Consider the following 24583-nt stretch of genomic DNA (forward strand, 5'->3'; position numbering starts at 1 on the left):
GCATGCCCCTCGCCGCCATCGGCGACATCGTCCGCCAGTCGCCCGCAGGGGTGGGCGCGTTCAACGTGATCCAGCTCGAACACGCCACCGCCATCGTGGCCGGCGCCGAGGCCCTGAGCCTGCCGGTCGTCCTGCAGATCAGCGAAAACTGCGTCCGCTACCACGGCGCGCTGGAGCCCGTCGCGCTGGCCGCCCTGGCGGTCGCCAGGCGTGCCGAGGTGCCGGTCGCGGTCCACCTCGACCACGCCACCGACCGGGCGCTCGTCGAGGAGGCGGTGGCGCTGGGCCTGGGCTCGGTCATGTACGACGCCTCGGCGCTGCCCGACGAGGAGAACGTCCGCACGACCGCCGAGGTCGCCGCCTGGTGCCACGAGCGGGGCGTGTGGGTGGAGGCCGAGCTGGGCGAGGTCGGGGGCAAGGACGGCGTGCACGCCCCCGGCGCGCGTACCAAGCCGCACGAGGCGGTCGACTACGTGGCCAGGACCGGCGTGGACGCGCTCGCCGTGGCCGTGGGCACCTCCCACGCCATGACGACCAAGGACGCGGTGCTGGACCTGGAGCTCATCGCCGAGCTGCGGGCCGCGGTGCCGGTGCCGCTGGTGCTGCACGGCTCGTCAGGGGTGCCCGACGACGTGCTCCGCGAGGCCGTGCGGAACGGCATGAAGAAGATCAACATCGCGACGCACCTGAACAAGGCGTTCACCGGCGCGGTGCGCGACTACCTGGCCCACGACGAGCGCGTGGTCGACTCCCGCAAATACCTCAAGGCGGGGCGGGACGCGGTGGCCAGGGAGGTCAGCCACCTCCTGGGGGTCCTCACCGGTTGAGCTGCTTGCGCATCATCACCGCGGAGCGGCCCTCGATCCCCTGGCGGCCGGTCTCGACGTAGCCGAGCGACTCGTACAGGGCGATGTTGGCGGCCATCTTGACGTTCGTGTAGAGGCGCAGCGCGGGCAGCCCCAGCCTGCGCGCCTCCTCCTCGGCGTAGGCCATGAGCGCGCGGCCGAGGCCCTTGCCCTGGCGGCCGGGGCGCACCGCGACGTTCTCCACCAGCAGGACGCCGTCCTCGAGGACAAGCACGATGAGCCCGTCGAGCTCGTCTGTGACGTGCACCAGGCCCGCGTCGATGAGCGCGGCGTAGTCGGCCTCCATCGGCAGCGGCCGCATGCCGACGACCTCGATCCACGGCGAGTAGGCGTCGTGCACCAGGCGTTCCACGGCGGCCTTGTCGGCGGCTCCGGCCAGTCTCATGCGCCCAATGTTGCCAGCACGCGTTCGACCTGCCGCCGGAAGGTGCCCGGCGGATTGCGTGGGTGCTCGTGCGAGAGCAGGAACAACCAGGCCAGGGCGTGCACCTTTCGGCACTCGCGCAGCCGCCGCTCCTCGCGCGGGTCCAGCTCGAACCGGTGGGCGATCTCCACCTCGCCGTCCACCCACATCGACACGTGCTCGGCCATCTCCGCCAGCTCGAAGGCCAGGTCGCTGCGCCCCGAGTCCTCGTAGTCGACGATGCGGACGCGTACGCCGTCCCACAGGAAGTTCGCCAGGTTGCCGTCACCCGCCCCGAACACGGGCGTGATCCCCGACTCCCCCGGCGACCAGCTCCCCAGCCACCGCAGGCCCTCCTTCACCGCCCGGTCCGCCAGCGGGTCCCTGGCCTCCCACCTCGCGCCGCGCCGCCGCACCCACTCGGCGATCGCCTCGAGCTGCCACGGGCGCAGCGGGACGGTCTCGAGCACCTGGGGCGGCACCGCCGTGTGCAGCTCGGTGAGCGCCTCGACCAGCGCCGCGACGTGCGTGGCCTTCGCGAACAGCCCGCGCAGCGACACCCCCTCGATCCGGGACATCGTCACCACGCCCGCCTCGTAGCCGATCGGCTCGGGGGCCAGGCCCGGGGCGTACTCGGCCAGCAGGTTCAGCGCGCGCCACTCGCGCTCGGCCGCGCCGGGCTTGCTGTCCATGTAGCGCTTGATGACCACGTCGCCGGCGAAGGCCAGCTCGTGCGTGTGGCGAAGGTCGGCCATGCCCGCATGCTAGGCCACCGACCTCTCAACAGCGCAGGTCAGGCGCTTGTGGATCTCTTCCCCGCCCAACCCAGCAGTGATCACCAGGGCAGCGCGTGCCCGTCGCGGAAGAACCCGCCGGTCGGACCGCCGTCCGGCAGGTCGGCCGCCCACAACACGCTCTTCGCGCCCTCCGCGACCGGCCGCCCGCCGAGGCCGCCCATGTCGGTCGCGACCCACCCGGGGCAGACCGCGTTGACCAGGATCCCCTCGCCGCGCAGCTCGGCGGCGAGCATCTTGGTGAGCGCGTTGAGCGCGACCTTGGAGACCGCGTAAGCCGGCGTCCCTGCGCCCATGGAGGCCAGCGATCCGATCTCGCTGGAGACGTTCACCACCCGGCCGTGCCCGCTCGCCCGCAGCAGCGGCAGCAGCGCCTGCGTCAGCCGCCACGCCCCGAACAGATTCGTGTCCAGCGCCTCCTGGACGACGCCCAGATCGGCACTGCAGGCCCGCTGCCAGGTGTCGTAGTGAATGGCCGCGTTGTTGACCAGCACGTCCACCCGCTCATGAGCCAGCTCGTGGGCGAAGCTCTCGACGGACCCGGGATCGGACACGTCGAGCTGCCTGGGCTCCACCGCCCCGCTCAGCCCGGCGGCGGCCTTCTCGGCCTTGCGCGGATCCCTGGCCGTCAGCACCACGGTGTCGCCGGCCAGGGCGAGCTGCCGGGCCACCTCGAGCCCGATCCCCCGATTGGCCCCCGTGACCACACAGACCCTCGTCATGATTCCCCCCGTCTGCGGAGAAACTCCCGTTCCACCTCATTACCCGCCCGCGCGATCGCCGCCTCGTACGCCGCCACGGCCTCCTGCTCGCGCCCCAGCCGCCGCAGCAGATCGGCCCGCACGGCATGGAACAGGTAGTAGTCGTCGGGCCCTTCGAGCAGCCCCAGCGCCGCTTCAGGACCCTCCACCTCGGCCACGGCCACCGCCCGGTGCACCGCCACGACCGGCCCGGGATCGAACGCCGCCAGCAGGTCGTACAGCTGCACGATCTGCCGCCAGTCCGTGTCCTTGGCCGCCGTCGCGTCGCTGTGCACGGCGTTGATCGCGGCCTGGATCTGGTACGGGCCGGGCTCGTCGCGCCGCAGGCACCGCCGTACGATCTCCTGCCCCTCCGCGATGAGCGCGCGGTCCCACAGCCCCCGGTCCTGCTCGGCGAGCGGCACCAGCCCGCCGTCCCCGGAGGTACGGGCCGCACGGCGCGACTCGGTCAGCAGCATGAGCGCGAGCAGCCCCATGACCTCGGGTTCGTCCGGCATGAGCGCGGCCAGCAGCCGGCCGAGCCGGACGGCCTCGGCACACAGCTCCTCCCGGACCAGCCGATCGCCGGAGCTGGCCGTATAGCCCTCGTTGAAGATCAGGTAGACCACCGCCAGCACCGCCCGCAGCCGTTCTGGCAGATCGGCCTGCTCCGGGACCCGGTACGGGATCCGGGCGGCGCGGATCTTGCTCTTCGCCCGCACCAGGCGCTGCGCCATGGTCGGCTCCGGCACCAGGAACGCGCGCGCGATCTCCGCCGTCGTCAGCCCGCCGAGCAGCCGGAGCGTGAGAGCGACCCGCGCGTGCATGGCGAGCGCGGGGTGACAGCAGGTGAAGATCAGCCGCAGCCGGTCGTCGTGTACGGGCCCCACGTCCTGGGGCTCGCCGACGGCCTGCAGCAGCGCGGCCTGGGCATGTTTGCCAGGCCGCGCCGACTCCCTGCGCAACCGGTCGATGGCCCGGTTACGCGCGGTCGTGATGATCCACCCCGCCGGGCTGGGCGGCACCCCGGCGGACGGCCACTGCCGCACCGCCACACTGAACGCCTCCTGCACCGCCTCCTCGGCGATGTCGATGTCGCCGAAGACCCGCACGAGGACGGCGACCGCCCTGCCGTACTCCTCGCGGAACACCTGCTCTACCGCGGTCTCCGGCATGGGCGTCAGCGCTGGATCGGGCGCGGCCTCCGGCATGGGCGTCAGCGCTGGATCGGGGCCACCACGACCTCGACGCGCTGGAACTCCTTGATGTCCGAGTAGCCGGTGGAGGCCATGGTCCGCTTGAGAGCGCCCATCAGGTTCATCGAGCCGTCCGCCACGCTCGACGGCCCGTGCAGGATCTGCTCGAGCGTGCCGACCGTGCCGAACTCGACCCGCCGCCCACGGGGCAGGTCCGGGTGGTGTGCCTCGGAGCCCCAGTGGAACCCGTGGCCGGGCGCCTCGGCCGCCCGGGCCAGCGGCGAGCCCACCATCACGGCGTCGGCCCCGCAGGCGATGGCCTTGGCGATGTCGCCGGAGGTGCCCATGCCGCCGTCGGCGATCACGTGCACGTAGCGGCCGCCCGACTCGTCCATGTAGTCGCGCCGCGCCGCCGCCACGTCCGAGATCGCGGTGGCCATCGGCACGGCCACCCCCAGCACGTTGCGGGTCGTGTGCGAGGCGCCGCCGCCGAAGCCCACCAGCACGCCCGCCGCGCCCGTGCGCATCAGGTGCAGGGCCGCGGTGTAGGTCGCGCAGCCGCCCACGATGACCGGCACGTCGAGCTCGTAGATGAACTGCTTGAGGTTGAGCGGCTCGGCCCGGCCCGACACGTGCTCGGCCGACACGGTGGTGCCGCGGATGACGAAGATGTCGATGCCCGCGTCGATCACGGCCTTGTGGTACTGGACCGTGCGCTGCGGGGACAGCCGCACAGCGGTGGTCACGCCGGCGGCCCGGATCTCCTCGATCCGCCGGCCGATCAGCTCCTCCTGGATGGGCGCGGCGTAGATCTCCTGGAGCCGCTTGGTGGCCGCCGCCGCGTCGAGGGCGGCGCACTCCTCCAGCAGCGAAGACGGGTCCTCGTACCGCGTCCAGAGCCCTTCGAGGTCGAGCGGCGCGAGACCGCCGAGCCTGCCGATCTCGATCGCGGTGACCGGCGACACCACGCTGTCCATGGGGGCGACCACTACCGGCAGCTCGAACCGGTAGGCGTCGATCTGCCAGGCGATCGAGACCTCCTCCGGGTCCCGGGTGCGCCGTGAGGGAACCAGGCCGATCTCGTCAAGCGAGTATGCCCGCCGCCCGGCCTTGCCCCGGCCGATCTCCACCTGCTGAGTCATGAACTTACCTTCTGTGATAGTTCGGAGCTTCCACGGTCATCTGGATGTCGTGGGGGTGGCTCTCCTTGAGGCCCGCCGACGTGATCGGCATGAGCTCGCAGTCGGTGTGCATCTGCTCGATCGTGCGGCAGCCGGCGTACCACATGCCCTGGCGCAGGCCCCCGATGAGCTGGTGGGCGACGGCCGCGACCGGGCCGCGGTAGGGCACCTGGCCCTCGATGCCCTCGGGGATGTACTTGTCGTCGCCACCGACGTCGGCCTGGGCGTAGCGGTCCTTGCTGAAGGAGGTGCCGCCGCGCTCGCGGTTGCGCACCGCGCCGAGCGAGCCCATGCCGCGATACGACTTGAACTGCTTGCCGTTGATGAAGATCAGCTCACCCGGCGACTCCTCGCACCCGGCGAGCAGCGAGCCCAGCATCACCGTGTCCGCGCCGGCCGCGATGGCCTTGACGATGTCGCCGGAGTATTGCAGGCCGCCGTCGCCGATGACCGGCACGCCCGCGGGCCCGCACGCCCTGGAGGCCTCGTAGATGGCCGTGACCTGCGGCGCGCCGACCCCGGCCACCACCCGCGTGGTGCAGATCGAGCCCGGCCCGACGCCCACCTTGACCGCGTCGGCGCCCGCGTCGACCAGCATCTGCGCCCCGGCCCTGGTCGCGATGTTGCCCGCGACGACCTCGATCTTGCTGTTGGCCTTGATCTTGCCGACCATGTCGGCCAGGCCCTTGGAGTGACCGTGGGCCACGTCGATGACCACCACATCGACCCCGGCCTCGATCAGCGCCTTGGCCCGCAGCTCGGCGTCGCCGCCGACGCCGACGGCCGCCCCCACGACAAGCCGGCCGTCGGCGTCCTTGGTGGACAGCGGGTACTGCTCGCTCTTGGTGAAGTCCTTGACCGTGATCAGGCCGCGCAGCCTGCCGTCGGAGTCGACCAGGGGCAGCTTTTCGATCTTGTTCTGCCGGAGCCGCGCGAACGCCTCGTCGCGCGACACGCCCACCGGGGCGGTGACGAGTGGCATCTTGGTCATGACCTCGCGTACGAGGCGGGAGTGGTCCGTCTCGAAGCGCATGTCGCGATTTGTCACGATCCCGAGCAGCGTGCCGTCCACGTCCGTGACGGGCACACCCGAGATCCGGTACGTGCCGCAGAGCCGCTCGACGTCGGCAAGCGTGTCGTCGGGGCTGCAGGTCACGGGGTTGGTCACCATGCCGGCCTCGGACCGCTTGACCAGGTCGACCTGCTGGGCCTGCTCCTCTACCGACAGGTTGCGGTGCAGGATGCCGATGCCGCCCTGGCGGGCCATGGCGACCGCCATGCGGGCCTCGGTGACGGTGTCCATGGCCGCCGAGACCAGCGGGATGGACAGCGTGATGTTGCGGGACAGGCGCGAACTGGTGTCGGCCTCGCCCGGCTGCAGGTCTGAATATGCGGGCACCAACAGCACGTCATCGAAGGTCAAACCCTTCTCGGTGAACTTGGACATGCTGCGGCCCCCTCCTGCCGTTGCTCTGATTGAGCCAAGTCTAGGCCCTGCCTCCAAACCGCGCCCCAGCGCCCACGCCCTGGACACGCCGCGCGCCGGCCGTGCCTCGCCATGGCGGGGAAAGGGATGCCGGGAGCACGATGACCCCCACGGCCCGTCGTACCCCCGGCATGAAAAGTGCCGGGGGATGGGCCGGTCGGTGATCCGTCCCATCCCCCGGCCACCGGCATCCGGGTGAGGCAGCGCCCCGCGCCACCGAACCCCCCTCCGCGTCCTGATGGCCGGTGCCACCACAGCCCTTGCAGGATGCCGACGCTAGGTAAAGCCTGCGTTACTCAACGGAGCAATGCAATGTGAAAACGTGCAAGTGCACGAAGTTGCACACCGCCTCCGTCCAGTCCCGGCAATGGGGGGACACGAGCGTATTGCGGGGTTATTCTCACGGCACGCCCGTGTCCCCCCGACGGAGCCGCCCGTAATGCGCAATCAGTCCCGTACAGTGTCTGATCCCTTTGAGACTCTGGGCCTCGACCCGGCGCAGACCGCGCTGTACTCCGCGGTGCTGCGCCTGCATCGAGCGACACTCACCGATCTCGCCCAGGCCATGGACGGTCCCGTCGACAAGGTCGGCCGCCAGCTCGACGACCTCGTCAAGCTGGGCGTGGTCGACGAGCAGTCAGGCGAATACCTGGCCAGACACCCAGCAGCGGCCCTTGGCCGGGTGATCGCCGAGCGGCTCGACCGGCTGGCGGAGGAGAGCCGCAGGATCGACACCGCGCTCGGCTCGATCCGGTCGCTGATCCGCGACTACGACGCCGGGCGCGACTACCAGAGCGGCACCTTCACCGTGGAGTTGGTGAACGGGGCGGACGTGCTGTACGAGAGCGTGGTCGGCATAGCCGTACAGTCCCCGCCAATGGCATTAATGACCGCGCTTCCCGACGAGCGCACCATGACAGATTTTGCCCGGAAATTTGCGGATCCATGGATTGATGCGCAGAAACGAAAACTTCTCGCGGTTCATGCGATCGTCCCGGTGACGACCCTGGTTCTGCCGGGCGTCCGCGACCAGCTCACCCGACTGCTCGAGGCCGGCGGCAAGGTACGCACGCTGGACCGGGTGCCGAGCTGGTTCATGACCGTGGGGTCGGAGGTGGCGGGCCTGCCCCCGTTCTGGGGCGGCAACCTGCCCGATCACGCGTACAACTTCTATCTCGTACGCACGCCCGTCGTCGTGGGCCTGCTCCAGGCGCTGTTCAAGGAGCTGTGGGCCAGGGCCGTGCCGCTGCCGTGGGGCGGCCGCAGGAGCGAGGGGATGGTCCAGGTCCTCCGCCTGGCGGCTCAGGGGATGTGCGACGACTCCATAGCCCGCCAGCTAGGGGTTTCGGTCCGAACGGTCAGGGCGAGGTTCGCGGACGCCATGACCGAGTTGGGTGCTCAATCGCGTTTCCACGCCGGCGTGGAGGCCGCCAGGCGCGGATGGCTGAGGTAATGTCCACCGCTCGGGCCGCTTCGGTCATATGGTGGGAAGGTGCTGGAAGACGTCCCCCGCGACCCGTTCGCGGACGACCCGAACGACCCTTCCTCGGCGATGGGCGCGCTCGACGACGCCGAGCCGCTCACCGCGGCCGAGCGTGACGAGGCCATCACGGACCTCGCCGACGTCGAGGTCTTTCGCTCCCTGCTCGAACCACAGGGAGTGCTGGGTCTCGTACTCGATTGCCCCGAATGCGGCGAGCAGCACTTCTTCGATTGGGAGCTGCTGCGCGGCAACCTACGACAAATGATCGAGAAAGGCCAGCCGCAGGTCCACGAGCCGGCCTTTCACCCTGACCCGGCAGACTACGTCAGCTGGGAGTACGCCAGAGGCTATGTCGACGGCGTCATCGACACGGAGGAGCGCCGCTGACCGACATCATCGAGCAGCGCGGCCAGCAACCGCACTGCTGGATCGCCTGAGTCAGGCATCTCTCCACGACCGAGCGCATCGAGCAGCGCGTCGGTCTCCTCCTCTGCTGGCGTCAAGCCGACTCCAGCTCGGCCATCTGCCGCAACCTGGCCAGCGCCCGATGCTGGGCGACGCGGACCGCACCCGGTGACATACCGAGTACATTACCGGTCTCCTCCGCAGACAACCCAGACACCACTCGCAACAGCAGCAACTCGCGCTGATTGTCGGGCAGCCTGGCCAGCAGCCTGCGCGCGTGCTCCACCTCGATGTAGCGGACCACCGTCTCCTCGGGCCCCGGCCCGTCGTCCGGGCCGTCAGGCAGATCCTGAGTCGGTACGGCCGAACGCACTGAACTCCGCAGCGCGTCGGCCACTTTGTGCGAGGCGATCCCGAACACGAAGGAGGCGAACGGCCGCCCCATGTCGCGGTATCGCGGCAGCGCGGACAGGACCGCGATGCACACCTCCTGGGCTACGTCATCGGCAATGTGATATTGCCCAGAAACCCTGCCCAGCCGGGCGCGGCAATACCGCACCACCATCGGACGCAACTCACCGAGCAGGGATTCGATCGCAGTGCGATCCCCCTGCACGGCGAGGCTCGTCAGTTCCCTAAGGTCGGAGTCATCCGTCCGTGCCGGAAGTCTCGACGCGAGCCTTACCCCAATTTTGGCGTCGGCGACGCTTCCCTCGCTCACGATAGGCATGATGCCCGCACTGATCCGGCCTGTCGTCATGGCGAACGGCTACGGATTGGTCACATTGAAGCGACGATAACCAGCAGTAATCAATTGACCACACTAAGCCTTATCAACTGACATAATGTTTCACCACATAACCCGAAATGCGCGTCAATTGTCAGACCCCAGACGCTTATCCCCTACTTCCGGTTTACTCCAATAATCCACCTTTTCCCCCACTTCTCCCCAAGCCGCCAGGACGAATCCCGACACTCCAAGGGGGGATCCCTGGAGACCCGAGGCGGCCCCAGGAGGCCCCAAGACGGCTCCAGTAGGCCCCAGGGGAACGGCATGGTCCTCCGCAGGGGCGCGCTTCGCGCGGACGGGGCTCCGGGCAGCGCCCTGTGGGGGCAAGCCCCCACACCCCCGGACGGGGACCTGCCGGTCCCCACACCCCTCGGACGCGACCCCGATTACCGCCTGGCCGGATGCTCTCCGATGGCACTCCTGTGAGCAGGCCAAGCTCGTACAGCCCATCTGGCGCCCCGAACAGCAAGTCCCACACGCAGCCTCGACTGGGCCGGGTGCGGGACTGAGCTGCGTGCGCTTCGTCGGGAAGCCGGACAGAACTGCGCCTCGACCACGCCGGACACCTAGTCGTCGAGTAGGGACACCTCGACTACCAAGAGCTGACCAGCCATTTCGTCAAGTGTGGCCTGCCATCTCTTGGCGTCAGTAGTCAAGATCGGGCAGTTTCTGAGCACGGCGTGGAGCGCCGTCTGGACGTCCCACAGTTCCTCGGGCGAGCGCACTTCCAGCCGCATCCGCGCCAGATCCGTCACATCATCAAAGGCCACCAGCGCCGCAAAAGTTGTCGAATCGAGCCGGCCTACACCGCGTATGACGGCAAGTTGCTCATTGGTGGCGACCGTTTCGACGGTGGCGCCGGTGACGGCCAGCGCAGGCACAATAATCGAGATGTTCGCTGCGTCGAGTTGCTGAAGCAGCGCGATCACGTCATTGTCACCGCGGCCGACCTCGGCCAGCAGGGCGGCGTCAAGGACGTAGCCGTCAGCGGCCATTCAGGATCTCCTGCGCCTTGCGGGCTCGGCGCTGGGCACGTTCCACAACGGCCGGATCCTGTCGGGCCTTCTCGACGGCGGCTCGCCAGGCCAGGTCGGCGTGCCGTTCGGTTTCCATCTGGTGGCGTGCGGCGTGGTTGAAGTAAGCGGACACGGAGCGGACCCGCCCTGCCTCGACTTGCTCCTGCACGTATGCGTGCAGGCTCTCATCCACCGTGATGGTGATCGGCTTGGTGCTCATATGTTCATCATATGCAGGGGGCAATCGATCGTCCGGTGAATCCCGCCGAAAGCCGAACGGCCCGCGCCCCCTGAGGGTGCGGGCCGTGACGAGCGAAGGGGGACGAGTCAGTGGCCGTGGCCGTGACCGTGACCCTGGCCGGCGGCCGGGGCCTCCTCCTCGGGCTTGTCGACCACGAGCGCCTCGGTCGTGAGCAGCATGCCCGCGATCGACGCCGCGTTCTGGACGGCGGAGCGCGTGACCTTCACCGGGTCGATGACACCCTGCGCGATCAGGTCGCCGTACTCGCCGGTCGCGGCGTTGAGGCCGTGGCCGGCCTCCAGCTCGGCGACCTTGTGGGTGACCACGTAGCCCTCGAGACCGGCGTTCTCGGCGATCCAGCGGGCCGGCTCCACCAGGGCGCGGCGGACGACGCCGACACCCGTGGCCTCGTCGCCCGACAGGCCGAGGTCGTCGAGACTCTTGGAGACGTGGATCAGCGCGGAGCCACCGCCGGAGACGATGCCCTCCTCGATCGCGGCGCGCGTCGCGGAGATCGCGTCCTCGAGGCGGTGCTTCTTCTCCTTCAGCTCCACCTCGGTGGCGGCGCCGACGCGCAGCACGCACACACCGCCGGCGAGCTTGGCGAGGCGCTCCTGCAGCTTCTCGCGGTCCCAGTCGGAGTCGGACTGCTCGATGGCGAGCCTGATCTCCTTGACGCGGTCCTCGATGGCCGCCTGGTCACCGGCGCCGTCGACGATGGTCGTGTTGTCCTTCGTGACGACGACGCGGCGGGCCTGGCCGAGCACCTCGAGACCGACGTGCTCCAGCTTGAGGCCGACCTCCTCGCTGACGACCTGGCCGCCGGTGAGGATGGCCATGTCCTGCAGCATCGCCTTGCGGCGGTCGCCGAAGCCCGGGGCCTTGACGGCCACGGAGGTGAAGGTGCCGCGGATCTTGTTGGTGACCAGGACGGCCAGGGCCTCGCCCTCGACGTCCTCGGCGACCACGAGCAGCGGCTTCTTCGTCTGGGCGATCTTCTCCAGCAGCGGCAGGAAGTCCGCGATGGAGGAGATCTTGCCCTGGGTGAGCAGGATGTAGGCGTCCTCGAGGACGGACTCCATCCGCTCGGGGTCGGTCACCATGTACTGGGACACGTAGCCCTTGTCGAACTGCATGCCCTCGGTGAACTCGAGCTCCATGCCCATGGCGTTGGACTCTTCGACGGTGAGCACACCGTCCTTGCCCACCTTGTCGAACGCCTCGGCGATCAGGTCGCCGATCTGGGCGTCCTGAGCGGAGATCGTGGCGACGTTTGCGATCTCCTTCTTGTCCTCGACCGGGCGGGCGCTGGCGAGCAGCTTGTCGCTGATCTCCCTGGCGGCCTTGTCGATGCCGCGCTTGAGCGACAGCGGCGAGGCGCCGGCGGCCACGTTGCGCAGGCCCTCTCGGACCATGGCCTGGGCCAGGACGGTCGCGGTGGTGGTGCCGTCACCCGCGATGTCGTTGGTCTTGGTGGCAACTTCCTTGGCGAGCTGGGCGCCGAGGTTTTCGTAGCGCTCCTCCAGCTCGATCTCACGAGCGATGGTCACACCGTCGTTCGTGATCGTCGGCGCACCGAACTTCTTGTCGATGACGACGTTGCGGCCACGCGGGCCGAGGGTTACCTTCACGGCGTCCGCGAGGGCGTTCACACCGCGCTCGAGCGCGCGGCGGGCGCCCTCGTCGAACTCCAGGATCTTCGCCATTGCTGAAAGTCCTCTCCTAGCGTCGAAAGCCCCGGCCGCCCTGAAGAGCGCCCGGGGCCCGACACATCCGGCTTACTTCTCGATGATCGCGAGAACGTCGCGGGCGGAGAGCACGAGGTACTCCTCGCCGCCGTACTTGACCTCGGTACCGCCGTACTTGCTGTAGAGGACGATGTCGCCCTCAGAGACGTCGAGCGGAATCCGCTTGTCGCCGTCCTCGTCCCAGTTGCCCGGGCCCACCGCGAGGACCCTGCCCTCCTGCGGCTTCTCCTTGGCGGTGTCTGGGATGACCAGGCCGGAAGCGGTCGTCTGCTCAGCCTCAAGCGGCTGAACCACGATGCGGTCGCCGAGCGGCTTAACGGGAACCTTAGTGGCGGTCGTCACGATCGGACCTCCCCTTCAGATTTGAATGATCTAGAAGAGGCGACCAGCTGGGCCTGCCGTCGCGGGTGTCAGACCTGCCTCGTCGCACGTTGGCACTCTCAAGGGGAGAGTGCCAACAGGAAACATATGCAAGAGGGGCTTGACAGTCAACACGAACGCGTCTGCTGAGAGCGATCAGACCTCCGACTGCCCACTCCACAGTACGTCCTCGGCTCGACCTGCCCGGGCGTGGCGCTAACGTCAGGTTATGTGGACCTCGACGCCTTCAACGAGCTGCTGACCCCGCGCGGGCAGCGAGCCCTGTCGGAGGCCGGGGGGCTGGTGGGCGCCGATCCGGTCGCGGCCGCCACAAAGCTTCGCAGGACGTACGACGCCGCCCTCACCTCCGCCGCGCTGACCCAGGCAGGGCTGAGGGAGCGCGCCAAGGCCAAGTTCGGCGCGGACGCGGAGCGGATGTACTTCACACCGCACGGGCTGGAGCAGTCCACCCGGGTGGAGGTCGCCGAGCACCGCGCCCGCCGCCTGACCGGGTCACAGCCGAGTCCGCCCCGCGTGGTGGACGCCTGCTGCGGCATCGGCGGCGACTTCCTCGCGCTGGCCCGCGCCGGCTGCACCGTGACCGCTGTGGACACCGACCCGCTGACCGCCGCCGTGGCCAGGGCCAACGCCGAGGCGCTCGGGCTGGGCGACCGGGTGACGGTGTCCGTGGCGGACGCGGCCGAGGTCAGGCCGGAGGACCACGACGTGCTGTTCGCCGACCCGGCCAGGCGGACGAGCAGGGGCAGGACGTTCGACCCCATGGCCTACTCCCCGCCCTGGCCGGTGGTGCTCGACCTGGTCTCCAGGGCCGCCCGCGCGTGCGTCAAGGTCGCCCCCGGCATCCCGTACGAGTTCATCCCGGGCGGCGCCGAGGCCGAGTGGGTCTCGTACAAGGGCGAGGTCAAGGAGGCCGCGCTCTGGACCGGCCTCCAGGGGGCGGCGCGGCGCGCCACCCTGCTGCCCGGCGGGCACACGTTGACCGCCACGGGAGCCGAGGCCCCGGTCGGCCCGATCGGCAGGTACGTGTACGAGCCGGACGGCGCGGCCATCCGGGCGCACCTCGTGGGCGAGGTGTGCGAGATCGTGGGCGGACGCCTGCCCGACCCGTTGATCGCATACATCACCGGTGACGATGCGATCGACACCCCCTGGGCGACCAGATACGAAATATCCGACGTCCTCCCGTTCTCGCTGAAAAAGCTGCGCGCGTTGCTCCGCGAGCGGAAAATCGGCAATGTCACCATCAAGAAGCGCGGCTCCGCCGTCGACATCGAGCGCCTCAGGTCCGACCTACGACTGAACGGCGAAAAATCCGCGGTAATCATCCTTACCAGGATCCTCGACAAGCCATCGGTCATCATCTGCGACACCGGCCTACCTGCATAAACCGGGCATTCGTCCGTTAACAACGATCTTTCAATTCGCGGCTTCCGGACCTTGATCGAAGGACTAAGGTGGGCGGGCGGGAGTTCTCCCCCTGATGCGGTTAACCGCGTTCTCGCTCTTTCATCTGCAAATCGGACCTATCCCCACCGCTGCGCGGCAGATCGTCGGCGAGCCAAAGGAGCTTTCGGTGGACCATTCCAACCACACCACCCTTCTCCAGGCAGGAGGCCAATCCGGCATCTCCGAGAGGATGCGGGATCTGCTCGCGCGTGCCGCGCAGGATCATGTGTACGAGCAGCGCACTCAGGGGGCAGTGCTGGACGAGATCCGCCAGCGACTCGAAGGCATGGAGTGGCTCCTGCGTGAGGTGCGCGAGCGCGAGCTCGGCGGCCTCAGCGGCACGCTGCATGCGGTCAGCGGGCGGCTCGACGACATCACCTCCAAGCCGCCGATGTGGGCCGAGGGGCTGGCCCAGCACGTGGAGGCGGTGCGCGACCACGTGGACGCCGTCGGGGAGAGAGTGGGCCACGTGGACGCCCGCGTCGCCCCGGTGAGCGAGTTGCCGAGCCTGTGGGCAGACCTGGGCACGGTGGGCGACAGCGTGGAGGAAGCCCTCAACCGCCTGCAATCGGTGCTCGACACCACCGATGGCATCACGAAGGGAATGTCCGACTTCGCCGCCAAGCTGGCCACTCTCAACACCAGCATGGAGGCCGCCGCCAGCCGCTTCACCCGGCTCGACAAGTCGATGGCCGAGCTGACCACCCGTACGGACCGGGTCGAGGTCGTGGTCGGCGACCTGTCGGAGCAGCTGACGGCCCGGCTGGACGAGCAGGACCAGCATCTCGCCACCCGCCTGGACGAGAGCGACCAGCGCCTGAGCACGCGGCTCGACGAGAGTGACCAGCGCCTCACCACGCGGCTCGACGAGACCGACCAGCACCTCAGCACGCGGCTCGATGAAACGGACCAGCGCCTCAGCACGCGGCTCGATGAAACGGACCAGCGCCTCAGCAAGAGACTCGGCGAGACCGACCAGCGGCTCACCGCGCGGCTCGACCAGACCGACCAGCGCCTCACCACCCGGATGGACGAGACCGACCAGCGCCTGGCCACCAGCCTCGTCGAGGCGGACGAGCGGCTCGCCAGCCGCCTCAAGGAGTCCGACGACCAGCTCTCCAGCCTCCTGTCCGACGTCGAGCTGCGGCTCACCACCAGGCTCGACGAGGCCGACCAGCACCTCGCCGTGCAGCTCGGCGAGAGCGAGCAGCGCCTGAGCGCCAGGCTCAGCGGCGTGGACTCCCGGCTCGACCGGGTGGAGGGCAAGCTCATGGGCCTCGACTCCAGGCTCACCGGGTTCGACAGCCGGCTGGAGTCCGCCGACGAGTGCCTGGCCGACATCGACACCAGGCTCGACGGGATCGACGGCAGGATGGGCGGCGTCGACAAGCGGCTCACATCCGTGGACAGCCAGCTCAGCGGGGTCGACAAGCGGCTGGGCACGATGGACGGCCATCTGGGCCGCCACGACGACAGGTTCGACGCGCTCGACGTACGCATCGACGCCCGCTTCGCCTCGCTCGACGAGCGCATGGCGACGACCGACCAGCGCCTCAACGACACGGCCACCCGCAACGAGGGCCGCTTCAACAAGCTCGACACCCAGATCGACGCCATCGACGAGCGCCTGATCGAGGCCGAGGAGCACCTGAGCAGCCGCTTCGACAGCATCGACACCCGCTTCAACGGGCTCGACACGCACATGAACGGCCTGGCCGCCCGCGCCGAGCAGGCCGGCGCCCACCTGGAGTCCGTGGACGACCGCATCGAGGCCGTCAGCGAGCGCGTGGGACAGCTCCCCACCACCCTGGCCACCCAGGGCGAGCTGCTCCAGACGCACACGGGAGACCAGGCAGAACGCCTCGCCGCCGCCACGAACGCCCTCACGGAGCTCGTCACGTCCCGCCCCGACCGCGACCAGCTGGCCGAGACGGTCACCGGCATCGTGCAGCCCGCGACCGACGACCTCACCAAGCGCCTGGGCGCCCTGGAGGAGACCATGCTGGCCCTGGCCGAGGCCCTCCTGCGCCCGAGCCGGTCCAAGGACTGAGGGCTCGAACGAGCGGTGGCGGAGGTTGCTGACGGGGCCGACGCCCGGGTGCTGGGACATGACGGCATCCGGGCGGTGGCCCGGGCAGCTGGGGTCCGGCGCCGGTGTAACGGCGCCGGACGGAGCGCTTGTCCGGACGGACGGACGGCCAGCTTCGCCTCAGGCGAAAGTGCCCTCAGGGAAAGTGCGGCCTCAGGCGAAAGTGCCGCCTCAGGTGAAAGAGCCGGCGATGCTCATGACGTATTTTCCGTACTCTGAATTACTCATCTCCGCGCCCAGCCGATAACAGGCGTCGGCGTCGATCAGATTCATTCGCAACGCGATTTCCTCGATGCAGGCCACCCGGACGCCCTGCCTGTTTTCCAGCATACGGACGTATTCACTCGCCTCCAGCAATGACTGATGGGTCCCCGTGTCCAGCCACGTGAAACCCCTGCCCAGTTCGATCACCTTCGCCCGGCCTTCTTTGAGGTACGTCTGGTTGATATCGGTGATCTCCAGCTCCCCACGCTCCGAAGGTTGCAGGAGCCGGGCGATCTCCGTGACGTCGGAATCATAGAAGTACAATCCGGTGACAGCATTTTTGGACAGGGGTCGCGCCGGTTTCTCCTCGATGGCGACCAGGTTGCCGTGCTCGTCCAACTCGCAAACCGCGTAACGCTCGGGATCGGTGACGGGATAGCTGAACAGCGTGCATCCGTCGAGAATCTCCCAGCCTCTCCGGAGCAGGCTGCGGAACCCCGAGCCGTGGAAGAAGTTGTCGCCCAGGATGAGCGCGGAGCGTTCTCCCGCCACATGTGAGGCTCCCAGGATGTAGGCGTCGGCGATGCCTCGGGGCTCTGCTTGTGCCCGGTAACTGAGCGACAAGCCCAGGCGTGAGCCGTCGCCGAAGAGACGTTGGATGTCCGGCAACGACGCGGGCGTGGAGATGACCAGGATGTCCCGGACGCCGGCCAGCATGAGCGTGGCCAGGGGATAATAGATCATCGGCTTGTCATAAACCGGCAACAACTGCTTCGACGTGGCCAGCGTGAGCGGTTGCATGCGTGTTCCGCTACCGCCCGCCAGGACGATTCCCTTCATGGTGCCCCCTGTTGGTCCCCCGGCGGCGATCACGCCGTACGAGATCCCGAAAAGAAACGGGACTGCTGCACCAAGTGATTACCGCAGGCCGGGCAGATAAAGCGTGATGAAGTGACAGGCCGCGAGTGATATGTTTATTTGGACGCCATCGCGGTGTTGAGCCAATACGCGGTGTCCACCAGTTCTTCCGTTTCCCGGTCGGCCAGGAGGATGGACTGGTGCAGCCGCTGGAGCGTGAGTGATGGTTCGAGACCGAGCTCTCTGGTCAGCGCGGTGTGCAGCTCCCGATAAGCGCTCAGGGCTTCCCGGCGACGCCCGGATCGATGCAGAGCGATGATGAGACTCTTGTAGAAACCCTCATGGGTGGGGCATTCCTGGACCAGCTGCATCAGCTCGCCGATGAGTTCGTGATGCCGACCCAGCCGCAGATCCGCGTCGATGCGGCACTGCAGCACGCTGAGCAGCCCCTCCTGCAACCGTTGGACGTGGACTTTGAGGTGTCGCCCGAGTTGGACGTCCATGAGGACAGGACCGCGCCACTTGTCCAGCGCGCCGGCGAACTTTGCCGCCGCGAGCTGCAGATTCCCCGCCTCCAGAGCGCGATGCCCCTCTTCCGCCAGTCTTTCGAACTCCCACATGTCGACATCGTGTGTTTCGGCGTTGAGCAGGTAGCCGCCAGGCAGGGTGACCAGAATATCCTTGGCCTGTCCGGCCCCCTCCGGACATCGCCGAATGGCACACTCGGCGAGTTTGCGCACCTGCATGACGTAGGTTTGAATCGTGGTCTTGGCACTTTTCGGCGGATTGCGGTGCCACAGTTCTTCGGAGAGCAATTCCAGGGGGACTACTTTACCGGCATTCATTGCGAGCATTGCGAGCACGGTACGCGGTTTTGCTGCGGTAGGAGTTATGGATTCCCCGTTGTGCGCCACTGATAGCGGCCCGAGTAGTTTAATATCCAACGATTCCGTTCCTCTTGCCCTCAGCGGAGTCTCGGATGAGGCTAACTGATCGTCAGCCGAAATGTCCACCTTGTCAATCGACACCGAGGGATATCTCGGATACAAAACGCAGACCAAATGACTCCGCCCCGTTACCAGATGCCTGCGCACCATCCGAAGCCCCCGTGCTTCGCGCCGCGCCCCCATCTACACCCCGAGGGGCGGCGTTGAGTTCAGCCTACAAGGTCCTTCGCAGCCAAGATCCGAAATTTCAAGTTTTGTCCGATTTTTCGGCTATATCAACAAGTGAAGAATCTTGGGGTCAGAGCCGGCATCGCGGGCAATGCGCAAATGGCTCGGGCGATGTGACCGGCGGCGACGGAATGAGGTTCAGTCTGACGAGAGATGTCGGTCAACGCGGAGTGCCGAACTGGTGGCGGTCAGCCACCACCGCGGTGAATGGGCGGCAGCCTCCGATGGCGCAGAGAGCAGGCTCATCCGCCCGGCTGGGCGAGTTCGAGCAGTCGGGGGAGCAATTCCGCGGGAGAGGGCAGGGACGCCCACTCTTCACGCACTTCCATGGTGGCCTTGCGTAGTTTCTCGTCAGTGATGAGCCGCGTCAGCATTTCCGGCGTGACCTCGTCCTGCGACGCCACAATGCCGATGCCGCATGACTGTACGGCGGCGCCCATGGTCTGGTGGTCCAGGAAGCGGGGATCGCCCGCGAGCAACTGAGGTGTCCCCGCTGCCACAGCCGCCATCGTGGTGCCTCCGCCGCCGTGGTGGATGACCGCCGTGGACGTTCTGAGCAGGAGGTTCATCGGCGTCCAGCCGATCGGAAGGACATTCGGCGGCAACTGGCCGGGGTCGACGCCGCCGAGTGCGAGCAGGAACTCGGCGTCCAGTTCGGCTGCGGCGGTGAGGGTCTTCGAGAGCCCGTGGAGACGGTGTGCCACCGATTTGGTCGCGCCCATCGTGATGACGACGCGCGGCCGGTCGGGGTGCGGTTCGGGCAGGTCCGTCATGCCACCGCCGACGTAGGGCAGGTATCGCATGAAGACGCCCTCGGGCTCGGAGTGGGGCAGCATGCTGGGAGGAACGTACTCAAGGATCAGCCCGGGCCGCGGCAATGCGGGAGCGCCGAGCAGCTCACCCGTCGTGGCATGCAGGTCGTTCGTCCGGATGATGCCGAGGTTGCGCTGCACCGCGGGCACTCCGACATGGGCCGCCACAACGAGCCCGTACGTCGCGGTCTGCTCGTAGACGACGAGGTCAGGGCGCCATTGCCGGGCGGTTTCCACAGCGCGGTCGACGAGCGGCCGGTTCATCGCGGCCACCGTCATCGCGTAGGCGGTGTTCTGGTCCATGGGCGCGTGCGCGGACGTCACGCTCTCGCGCGGGACGCTGCCCTTGGGCCCGCGGAACATGGCCGCCCAGTCGTATCCGGGAGCGACGTCGACGACCTGGAGACCCGTCGTCGCGGCGACGTCGGTCTGCTGGGCGAAGGTCACCAGAACGTCGTGGCCGGCGCTCTGTGCCGCCCAGGCGAGCGGGACCAGCGAGAACAGCTTGCTGGTCCCGGGAGTGCAGCAGAACAGTACGCGCATGGTCAACGTCGCCTTCCGACGAGGTAGCCCGGGTGGTTCGCCGGACCGGGCAGCCGTTCGGCGTCGAGGCCCGCTCGCTCGAACGCGGCTGTGTACTCATCGTCGGTGAACAGGGTGACGACCTCCACCTCGGAGAACTCGCGGATGCCCGAGGCCTCCGCCACCACGAAGTGAATGGTCATCTTGGTGGCGTTGCCCTGCCTGGTGGAGTGGGTGATCCGGGAGATCACCCGGTTCGGCTCGTGGACCATGTGGCCGCCGACGTACCCCTCGATGAAGCGCTCGGGGGACCACCACGGCTCGACGATCAGCACGCCGTCCCGCGACAGGTGGGCGGCCATCCGGGAGATGGCGGTGTCCAGTTCGTCCTGGGAGGTCATGTAGCCCACGGCGAATCCCAGACAGGTCACCGCGTCGAAGGTGCGACCCAGGTCGAACGTGCGCATGTCGCCCGCGTGCACCGAGGGGCCGGACAGCCTCGCTTCGGCCTCCTCCCGCATCGCCTCGGCCGGCTCCACCCCCTCCACGTGCGCGAACGCCTTGACGAAGTGCTCCAGATGAGCTCCCGTACCGCAGGCCACGTCAAGCAGAGACGCCGCCGCAGGGTTCCGTGACTTGATCATCTGGCCGAGCAGCTCCGCCTCCTTTTCCCAGCTCTTCCCCCGGCTCAGGAAAACGATGTCGTAAAGCTCCGCGTGCTCGTTGCTGTAGCTCACCCTGTCGTTCCTCCCCCTCAGACGCCGTGGTCGGCGATCTTGCCGAGCACCGCCATGGCGTCCACTTCGAAGATCAATTCGCAGGCCCTGCTCATCGCGTGACAGAGGAAGTAGCGTTCCACCAGGGTGACGCCCATGCCGTGCAGGCTGAGATAGAGCATGCTGGTGAGCAGTCGGCCGGCGAGAAATGCCGGGTCGTGGCGGAGGAAGCGCTGCAACTCCGTGGATGACCCGGCCGCCGTGTGGAAGGCGCTGTCCGCGAAGTCGTCCCGCTCTCTCAGATGGTCATCCACGTAGGCGGTGTCCGCGGTGATCCCGCCGGTCCTGATGTGCTCGGCGATGACGGGTTTGGTGTCGCGCGCGGCCCCGTACCACGCGCCGGCCTCGGCCGAGACCTCCGGCCCCTCCCCCTTGAGCTGCTGAAAGACGGCAAGGATCCGGTCCTGTATGGCGGAGCGGTTCGCTTCGAAGCGTTCGTCCATCCGCACCCGTGTCAGCCCGGGATTCGCACTCGTCGCGAAGAACGCCTCGGCGTGCGAACGGAAGCTGAGGAAGCCCAGGGGGACCTCGGGGGGTATCCCGTCGATGCGCAGCGCGCCGCTGACGGCCATGAGGTGCGCGGCCATCAGGTCAAGCGCGGCGGCCAGCCGGTCGGACCGGTTGGCGGTCGATGCGCGGAGCAGGTCCAGGAGCGCGGGGCTGACCTCGGACAGGAACCTGCGCGTGACCGGAGCCAGGTGCTCGCCGCCGAACACCGGTCCGGTCACCGGATCGCCGGCAGGCGAGGAGGACTCCTTGAAGCCCGCCGTCCTCAGCCGGGCTCTGATCTCTTCGCCCGGGTCCTGGACCTGGACTGCCACCGCGTTGTCCTTGCGCAGAAAGAACCCCGCGCCGGGCAGGGAGGCGACGACGTCGATCAGGACCCGGTCGTGGAGCGCCGCGGGCGCCTCCAGCTCGAACTCGACCCAGGTCATGCCAGCTCCGGCTGCGACATCGCCATCTCGAAGGCGAGCTCGATCAGGGTCAGGCCGGCGCTCTTGGGGTCCAGCCGGATGCCGCGCTCGTCCTCGACGAGGCCCCGGGTGCGCAGGAAGTCCGCGAGCGGGGCGATGGCCGGACGGGTGAGCACCTCCCCCAGCTCGGTTCCCGTCGTGATCTGCCATTCCGTCCGCAGGATCCCGTCGAACATCGCCAGCCCGGCCTGCAGGAAGGAGACGAGCACCCGGTCCTGCCCGGCGTCGACCGAGATGTCGAAGCCCGTCGGACGGGCGATGTAGTCATGGAGACGCCCCTTCGTGTGCGAGAGGAAGCGCTTGTTCACCACGGAGATCGCGCCTGAGCCCAGGCCGACGGTGTCGGCGCGCAGCTGGAAGTACATGGCCGCGAACGGGGAGACCTTGCCGAAATAGCCCGAGGCGTATTCGCTGAGTCCCGACTCCTCGATACGCCGCCTGGCGACCGTGAACAGGATCTTCTGCCGCTTGAGGTACTCGCGTTTCTCCGCGGCATCCACCTTGCGACGCATGAAGGTGCCGGGCGTGGGGCGGAAGGAGTAGAGGGACAGATGGCTGAGCGGCAACGCGAGGGCCCGTTCCACCGTGTGGTTGAGCTCGTCCAGCTCCTGGTCGGGGAAGCCGGACATGATGTCGATGGAGACCTCGTCGAAGCCGGCCTCGCGCGCCGCGTGGACCACCCGCTCGGCCTGGCCGGAATTGTGACGTCGGCCGAGCCGCCGCAGCCGGGTGTCGTCGAAGGACTGCACACCGCTGGACACGCGGTTGAATCCGAGCTCTCGATAGAAGCGCAGCTTACGCTCGTCCAAGGTGTCGGGGCTGCACTCGATCGTCGCTTCCCTGACCGTGCTCAGGTCGAAGGACTCGCGCAGCGCCGTCATGATCGCGGCCGACTCGTCCTCGTTCAGGCTGCTCGCGGTGCCGCCGCCCCAGTACACCACGTACGGAACGTGGCTGCCGGCCGCCGCGAGCTCGGCCCCGCGGAGTTCGATTTCCGAGCAGAGGGCGCGAATGTAGTTCTGCCGCACCGAATCTTCCGGCTTGCGCAGCAGATCAGCAGTCGGGATGGCCTGGACCCAGTCACAGAAAGTGCACTTGGAATGGCAGAACGGCACGTGGACGTAAATCATGAGCGCGCGCTGCTCTGGCGTGCTCGATGGCAGATCAAGCCGTTGCACGTCAACTGTCGCGGGCATTGTGGTCCTCCCAGCAGGCGCGTGTCAGAAATGGTGCAGCGCGCGAAGACGCCTCTTGCCAGGGGGCCGTTCAGGCCGAGAGGCGTCTTCGCAGTGGAGCTGTTTACTACTCAGTGGGTGACCGCGCTACGGCGGTCCATGCTCAGGAGGAGCAGCTGCAGCAGCACTCGCAGGTCGTGCAGGAGGCTGACATGACCTTGGCGACGACCTCCCCGTCCTGCAGGTGGTTGTCGTTCAGGAACTCCGAGATCTCGAGCGCCTCAATGTTCAGGCTGGCCAGGTTGGAAGCCATGGAACACCTTCTTTCCCCTTATTATTCCTCGGCGGCCCCGAGGGATGAAATTAATGAAGGACCGAGTTGAGGTCAAGGAAATTGAGTGGACAAGCGCCATAGAAGCGCCAGAGAAGTGCTAGAAGAACGCTCAAAAGTCACTATAAAGCGACTAGAGAACCGCTCGCGCACCGCTAAGGAACGTCGCAAAAATGCAGGTCGAGCGCGTTTTCCGAGTTGCCTTGAATTCCTTGTCATTGCTTTGCCGGGGCAGGTAGAAATGAGGCCGTGAGCCTGCGGTCGACGAATTTCCGTCGGCTCCCTTCATCGATCAGCGCCATTCCCTCTGGAAGGGGCCGCTCCATGACAGGATCGACCGATTTCGTGCTGCCCGAGCTGGCGGACATCCAGGCCGAAGCGAGCACGATCGACACTCGTGCCGTGCTGGCCGCGGCGGCGGACGAGGAACCGTCCCACTCCAGGCCGGCCATCGCCCTCGCACTGTGGCAGGACCGCGAGATCAGCACCGCGGAGCTGCAGGCCGCGGCCGAGCAGCGAATCGCCACGCGGATGCCCCGGCTGCACACGTTCGTGCCGCTGTACACGACCAACCACTGTGACTCCGAGTGCAAGATGTGCTCGATGCGCAAGGGGAACGCGCGCCTGGAGCGCAAGTTCGCCGGCAAGCGCGAGCTCGAGGAGCAGCTCGAAATCCTCTACCACCACGAGGGCGTACGCGGCGTCGGCTTCCTGACCGGCGAGTACGAGGACAAGTACGTTCGCCAGACCACCGCCTTCCGCATCGGCTGGGCGATCCGCACCGCGCTGGACATGGGCTTCGAGCGGGTCTACTTCAACATCGGCAGCATGGAGCCGGACGAGATCGACGTGCTCGGCGACTGGATCGGCAAGGAAGAGCCGGTCACGATGTGCGTCTTCCAGGAGACCTACCACCGCGAGTCCTACCGCAAGTTCATGGGCAAGACCTCGATGGGCGTGCCCAAGGCCGACTACGACCGCCGGATCGTCTCCTTCGACCGCTGGCTGGACGCCGGTTACCGGTATGTCAACCCCGGCGTGCTCGTGGGGCTGCACGAGGAGGTGGAGCTGGAGATCGTCCGGCTGGTGGCGCACGGGGCCCACCTGCGCGAGCGCGGAGCCGTCGTCGACCTGTCCCTGCCCAGGATGCGACCGGCGATGTCGTCCAAGGACACCACGCGGGTCAAGGACGACGACTACCTGCGGATGATGGCGGTCATCGCCTTCACCTGTCCCGAGCAGCGCCTGGTGCTGACCACCAGGGAGCCACAGGAGTTCCAGGACCAGGCGATCGGCCTGGCCGGCGTCATCAGCCCGGGCAGTCCGGACGTGGCGCCGTACCGCCGCGACGCTCAGGCGCGCAACGACGAGAAGAGCTCCCAGTTCCTCATCGCCGACCTGCGCAGGCCGCGGCACATCCTCAGCAGGATCGAGGAGCGCGGGACGAAGGTCGCCCACTTCGACGCCCCGGTCAACGCTCCCGTCGGCTGA

Annotated in this window: 24 protein-coding genes; 6 read left to right on the plus strand and 18 right to left on the minus strand. The window is 67.9% G+C overall.

What is annotated here, in order from left to right; all coding sequences use genetic code 11:
* Nucleotides 1–2: 2 nt before the first annotated feature.
* On the plus strand, nucleotides 3–827 hold the full coding sequence (locus tag ACIBVN_RS26850; RefSeq protein WP_397140849.1) for a ketose-bisphosphate aldolase: 825 nt from the start codon (nucleotides 3–5) through the stop codon (nucleotides 825–827).
* Here ACIBVN_RS26850 and ACIBVN_RS26855 read toward each other — a convergent pair.
* The 6 genes from ACIBVN_RS26855 to guaB all read right to left on the minus strand — a co-directional run bounded on the left by ACIBVN_RS26855 (nucleotide 817) and on the right by guaB (nucleotide 6627).
* Entirely contained in the window at nucleotides 817–1251 is a 435-nt protein-coding gene (locus ACIBVN_RS26855; protein WP_397140851.1) for a GNAT family N-acetyltransferase, read from the minus strand. The two genes, ACIBVN_RS26850 and ACIBVN_RS26855, sit on opposite strands and share 11 nt — an antisense overlap.
* Complete coding sequence (locus tag ACIBVN_RS26860) at nucleotides 1248–2024, minus strand: phosphotransferase family protein (RefSeq protein ID WP_397140853.1); 777 nt, start codon at nucleotides 2022–2024, stop codon at nucleotides 1248–1250. Before ACIBVN_RS26860 ends, ACIBVN_RS26855 begins: the two co-directional genes overlap by 4 nt.
* Before the next feature lie 80 nt (nucleotides 2025–2104).
* Nucleotides 2105–2785, minus strand: a complete 681-nt coding sequence (locus ACIBVN_RS26865) for an SDR family oxidoreductase (protein WP_397140855.1) — start codon at nucleotides 2783–2785, stop codon at nucleotides 2105–2107.
* Nucleotides 2782–4014 (minus strand): RNA polymerase sigma factor, encoded by a 1233-nt coding sequence (locus tag ACIBVN_RS26870; protein WP_397140857.1) that lies wholly within the window; start codon nucleotides 4012–4014, stop codon nucleotides 2782–2784. The genes ACIBVN_RS26865 and ACIBVN_RS26870 overlap by 4 nt, the downstream gene beginning before the upstream one ends.
* A 5-nt stretch (nucleotides 4015–4019) precedes the next feature.
* Nucleotides 4020–5141, minus strand: coding sequence for a GuaB3 family IMP dehydrogenase-related protein (locus ACIBVN_RS26875; protein WP_397140859.1), 1122 nt, complete (start codon nucleotides 5139–5141; stop codon nucleotides 4020–4022).
* A gap of 4 nt (nucleotides 5142–5145) precedes the next feature.
* Nucleotides 5146–6627 carry an IMP dehydrogenase gene (gene guaB / locus ACIBVN_RS26880; protein WP_397140861.1) on the minus strand — a complete coding sequence of 494 codons (1482 nt, stop codon included), beginning with the start codon at nucleotides 6625–6627 and terminating at the stop codon, nucleotides 5146–5148.
* Between the two features lie 499 nt (nucleotides 6628–7126).
* Between guaB and ACIBVN_RS26885 the strand changes: the two genes are divergently transcribed.
* Together ACIBVN_RS26885 and ACIBVN_RS26890 are read left to right on the plus strand one after the other, a co-directional pair.
* Nucleotides 7127–8119 carry a LuxR C-terminal-related transcriptional regulator gene (locus ACIBVN_RS26885; protein WP_397140863.1) on the plus strand — a complete coding sequence of 331 codons (993 nt, stop codon included), beginning with the start codon at nucleotides 7127–7129 and terminating at the stop codon, nucleotides 8117–8119.
* A 39-nt stretch (nucleotides 8120–8158) separates the two neighbouring features.
* Nucleotides 8159–8536, plus strand: a complete 378-nt coding sequence (locus ACIBVN_RS26890) for a DUF5319 domain-containing protein (protein ID WP_090930411.1) — start codon at nucleotides 8159–8161, stop codon at nucleotides 8534–8536.
* Between the two features lie 112 nt (nucleotides 8537–8648).
* Here ACIBVN_RS26890 and ACIBVN_RS26895 read toward each other — a convergent pair whose 3' ends face one another.
* The 5 genes from ACIBVN_RS26895 to groES form a co-directional block, all read right to left on the minus strand.
* Nucleotides 8649–9284: a sigma-70 family RNA polymerase sigma factor gene (locus ACIBVN_RS26895; protein WP_091102327.1), complete on the minus strand. Its 636-nt coding sequence runs from the start codon at nucleotides 9282–9284 to the stop codon at nucleotides 8649–8651.
* 626 nt (nucleotides 9285–9910) lie between these two features.
* Nucleotides 9911–10339, minus strand: coding sequence for a hypothetical protein (locus ACIBVN_RS26900; protein ID WP_397140865.1), 429 nt, complete (start codon nucleotides 10337–10339; stop codon nucleotides 9911–9913).
* Complete coding sequence (locus ACIBVN_RS26905; protein WP_397140867.1) at nucleotides 10329–10580, minus strand: type II toxin-antitoxin system ParD family antitoxin; 252 nt, start codon at nucleotides 10578–10580, stop codon at nucleotides 10329–10331. The genes ACIBVN_RS26900 and ACIBVN_RS26905 overlap by 11 nt, the downstream gene beginning before the upstream one ends.
* Before the next feature lie 107 nt (nucleotides 10581–10687).
* Nucleotides 10688–12307 (minus strand): chaperonin GroEL, encoded by a 1620-nt coding sequence (gene groL, locus ACIBVN_RS26910; protein ID WP_397140869.1) that lies wholly within the window; start codon nucleotides 12305–12307, stop codon nucleotides 10688–10690.
* A 72-nt stretch (nucleotides 12308–12379) separates the two neighbouring features.
* Nucleotides 12380–12694 carry a co-chaperone GroES gene (gene groES, locus ACIBVN_RS26915; protein WP_205315022.1) on the minus strand — a complete coding sequence of 105 codons (315 nt, stop codon included), beginning with the start codon at nucleotides 12692–12694 and terminating at the stop codon, nucleotides 12380–12382.
* 246 nt (nucleotides 12695–12940) lie between these two features.
* Here groES and ACIBVN_RS26920 point away from each other — a divergent pair, with 246 nt between their 5' ends.
* Both ACIBVN_RS26920 and ACIBVN_RS26925 read left to right on the plus strand, forming a co-directional pair.
* Nucleotides 12941–14116, plus strand: coding sequence for a methyltransferase domain-containing protein (locus ACIBVN_RS26920; protein WP_397140871.1), 1176 nt, complete (start codon nucleotides 12941–12943; stop codon nucleotides 14114–14116).
* Nucleotides 14117–14303: 187 nt separating this feature from the next.
* A complete protein-coding gene (locus tag ACIBVN_RS26925; protein WP_397140873.1) occupies nucleotides 14304–16226 on the plus strand; it encodes a hypothetical protein in 1923 nt (640 codons plus the stop codon).
* A 210-nt stretch (nucleotides 16227–16436) separates the two neighbouring features.
* On the opposite strand, the gene rfbA is transcribed toward ACIBVN_RS26925, so the two are convergent.
* The 7 genes from rfbA to ACIBVN_RS26960 form a co-directional block, all read right to left on the minus strand.
* On the minus strand, nucleotides 16437–17309 hold the full coding sequence (gene rfbA / locus ACIBVN_RS26930; protein ID WP_397140875.1) for a glucose-1-phosphate thymidylyltransferase RfbA: 873 nt from the start codon (nucleotides 17307–17309) through the stop codon (nucleotides 16437–16439).
* 134 nt (nucleotides 17310–17443) lie between these two features.
* Nucleotides 17444–18241: a BTAD domain-containing putative transcriptional regulator gene (locus ACIBVN_RS26935; RefSeq protein WP_397140995.1), complete on the minus strand. Its 798-nt coding sequence runs from the start codon at nucleotides 18239–18241 to the stop codon at nucleotides 17444–17446.
* Between the two features lie 503 nt (nucleotides 18242–18744).
* A complete protein-coding gene (locus ACIBVN_RS26940) occupies nucleotides 18745–19857 on the minus strand; it encodes a nucleotide disphospho-sugar-binding domain-containing protein (protein ID WP_397140877.1) in 1113 nt (370 codons plus the stop codon).
* Between the two features lie 2 nt (nucleotides 19858–19859).
* On the minus strand, nucleotides 19860–20573 hold the full coding sequence (locus ACIBVN_RS26945) for a class I SAM-dependent methyltransferase (RefSeq protein ID WP_397140879.1): 714 nt from the start codon (nucleotides 20571–20573) through the stop codon (nucleotides 19860–19862).
* Nucleotides 20574–20590: 17 nt separating this feature from the next.
* A complete protein-coding gene (locus ACIBVN_RS26950) occupies nucleotides 20591–21547 on the minus strand; it encodes a lantibiotic dehydratase C-terminal domain-containing protein (RefSeq protein ID WP_397140881.1) in 957 nt (318 codons plus the stop codon).
* Nucleotides 21544–22782, minus strand: coding sequence for a coproporphyrinogen-III oxidase family protein (locus ACIBVN_RS26955; protein WP_397140883.1), 1239 nt, complete (start codon nucleotides 22780–22782; stop codon nucleotides 21544–21546). The genes ACIBVN_RS26950 and ACIBVN_RS26955 overlap by 4 nt, the downstream gene beginning before the upstream one ends.
* 142 nt (nucleotides 22783–22924) lie before the next feature.
* Nucleotides 22925–23074 (minus strand): thiocillin/thiostrepton family thiazolyl peptide, encoded by a 150-nt coding sequence (locus ACIBVN_RS26960; protein WP_349446744.1) that lies wholly within the window; start codon nucleotides 23072–23074, stop codon nucleotides 22925–22927.
* A 342-nt stretch (nucleotides 23075–23416) separates the two neighbouring features.
* Between ACIBVN_RS26960 and nocL the strand changes: the two genes are divergently transcribed.
* The gene (gene nocL, locus ACIBVN_RS26965; RefSeq protein WP_397140886.1) at nucleotides 23417–24583 is read left to right on the plus strand and encodes a 3-methyl-2-indolic acid synthase; all 1167 of its coding nucleotides are present in this window, start codon (nucleotides 23417–23419) and stop codon (nucleotides 24581–24583) included.

The sequence above is a fragment of the Nonomuraea sp. NPDC049400 genome, from assembly GCF_044466425.1.
Classification (GTDB): Bacteria; Actinomycetota; Actinomycetes; order Streptosporangiales; family Streptosporangiaceae; genus Nonomuraea.

Bases quoted from the DNA above. Each gene is read 5' to 3' on its own strand.
- guaB (WP_397140861.1), bottom strand. From the start codon at position 6,627: ATGTCCAAGTTCACCGAGAAGGGTTTGACCTTCGATGACGTGCTGTTG.
- ACIBVN_RS26860 (WP_397140853.1), bottom strand. From the start codon at position 2,024: ATGGCCGACCTTCGCCACACGCACGAGCTGGCCTTCGCCGGCGACGTG.
- ACIBVN_RS26865 (WP_397140855.1), bottom strand. From the start codon at position 2,785: ATGACGAGGGTCTGTGTGGTCACGGGGGCCAATCGGGGGATCGGGCTC.
- nocL (WP_397140886.1), top strand. From the start codon at position 23,417: ATGACAGGATCGACCGATTTCGTGCTGCCCGAGCTGGCGGACATCCAG.
- ACIBVN_RS26895 (WP_091102327.1), bottom strand. From the start codon at position 9,284: ATGCCTATCGTGAGCGAGGGAAGCGTCGCCGACGCCAAAATTGGGGTA.
- ACIBVN_RS26940 (WP_397140877.1), bottom strand. From the start codon at position 19,857: ATGCGCGTACTGTTCTGCTGCACTCCCGGGACCAGCAAGCTGTTCTCG.
- ACIBVN_RS26900 (WP_397140865.1), bottom strand. From the start codon at position 10,339: ATGGCCGCTGACGGCTACGTCCTTGACGCCGCCCTGCTGGCCGAGGTC.
- ACIBVN_RS26950 (WP_397140881.1), bottom strand. From the start codon at position 21,547: ATGACCTGGGTCGAGTTCGAGCTGGAGGCGCCCGCGGCGCTCCACGAC.
- rfbA (WP_397140875.1), bottom strand. From the start codon at position 17,309: ATGAAGGGAATCGTCCTGGCGGGCGGTAGCGGAACACGCATGCAACCG.
- ACIBVN_RS26955 (WP_397140883.1), bottom strand. From the start codon at position 22,782: ATGCCCGCGACAGTTGACGTGCAACGGCTTGATCTGCCATCGAGCACG.
- ACIBVN_RS26875 (WP_397140859.1), bottom strand. From the start codon at position 5,141: ATGACTCAGCAGGTGGAGATCGGCCGGGGCAAGGCCGGGCGGCGGGCA.
- ACIBVN_RS26855 (WP_397140851.1), bottom strand. From the start codon at position 1,251: ATGAGACTGGCCGGAGCCGCCGACAAGGCCGCCGTGGAACGCCTGGTG.
- ACIBVN_RS26960 (WP_349446744.1), bottom strand. From the start codon at position 23,074: ATGGCTTCCAACCTGGCCAGCCTGAACATTGAGGCGCTCGAGATCTCG.
- ACIBVN_RS26850 (WP_397140849.1), top strand. From the start codon at position 3: ATGCCCCTCGCCGCCATCGGCGACATCGTCCGCCAGTCGCCCGCAGGG.
- ACIBVN_RS26870 (WP_397140857.1), bottom strand. From the start codon at position 4,014: ATGCCGGAGGCCGCGCCCGATCCAGCGCTGACGCCCATGCCGGAGACC.
- ACIBVN_RS26905 (WP_397140867.1), bottom strand. From the start codon at position 10,580: ATGAGCACCAAGCCGATCACCATCACGGTGGATGAGAGCCTGCACGCA.
- groL (WP_397140869.1), bottom strand. From the start codon at position 12,307: ATGGCGAAGATCCTGGAGTTCGACGAGGGCGCCCGCCGCGCGCTCGAG.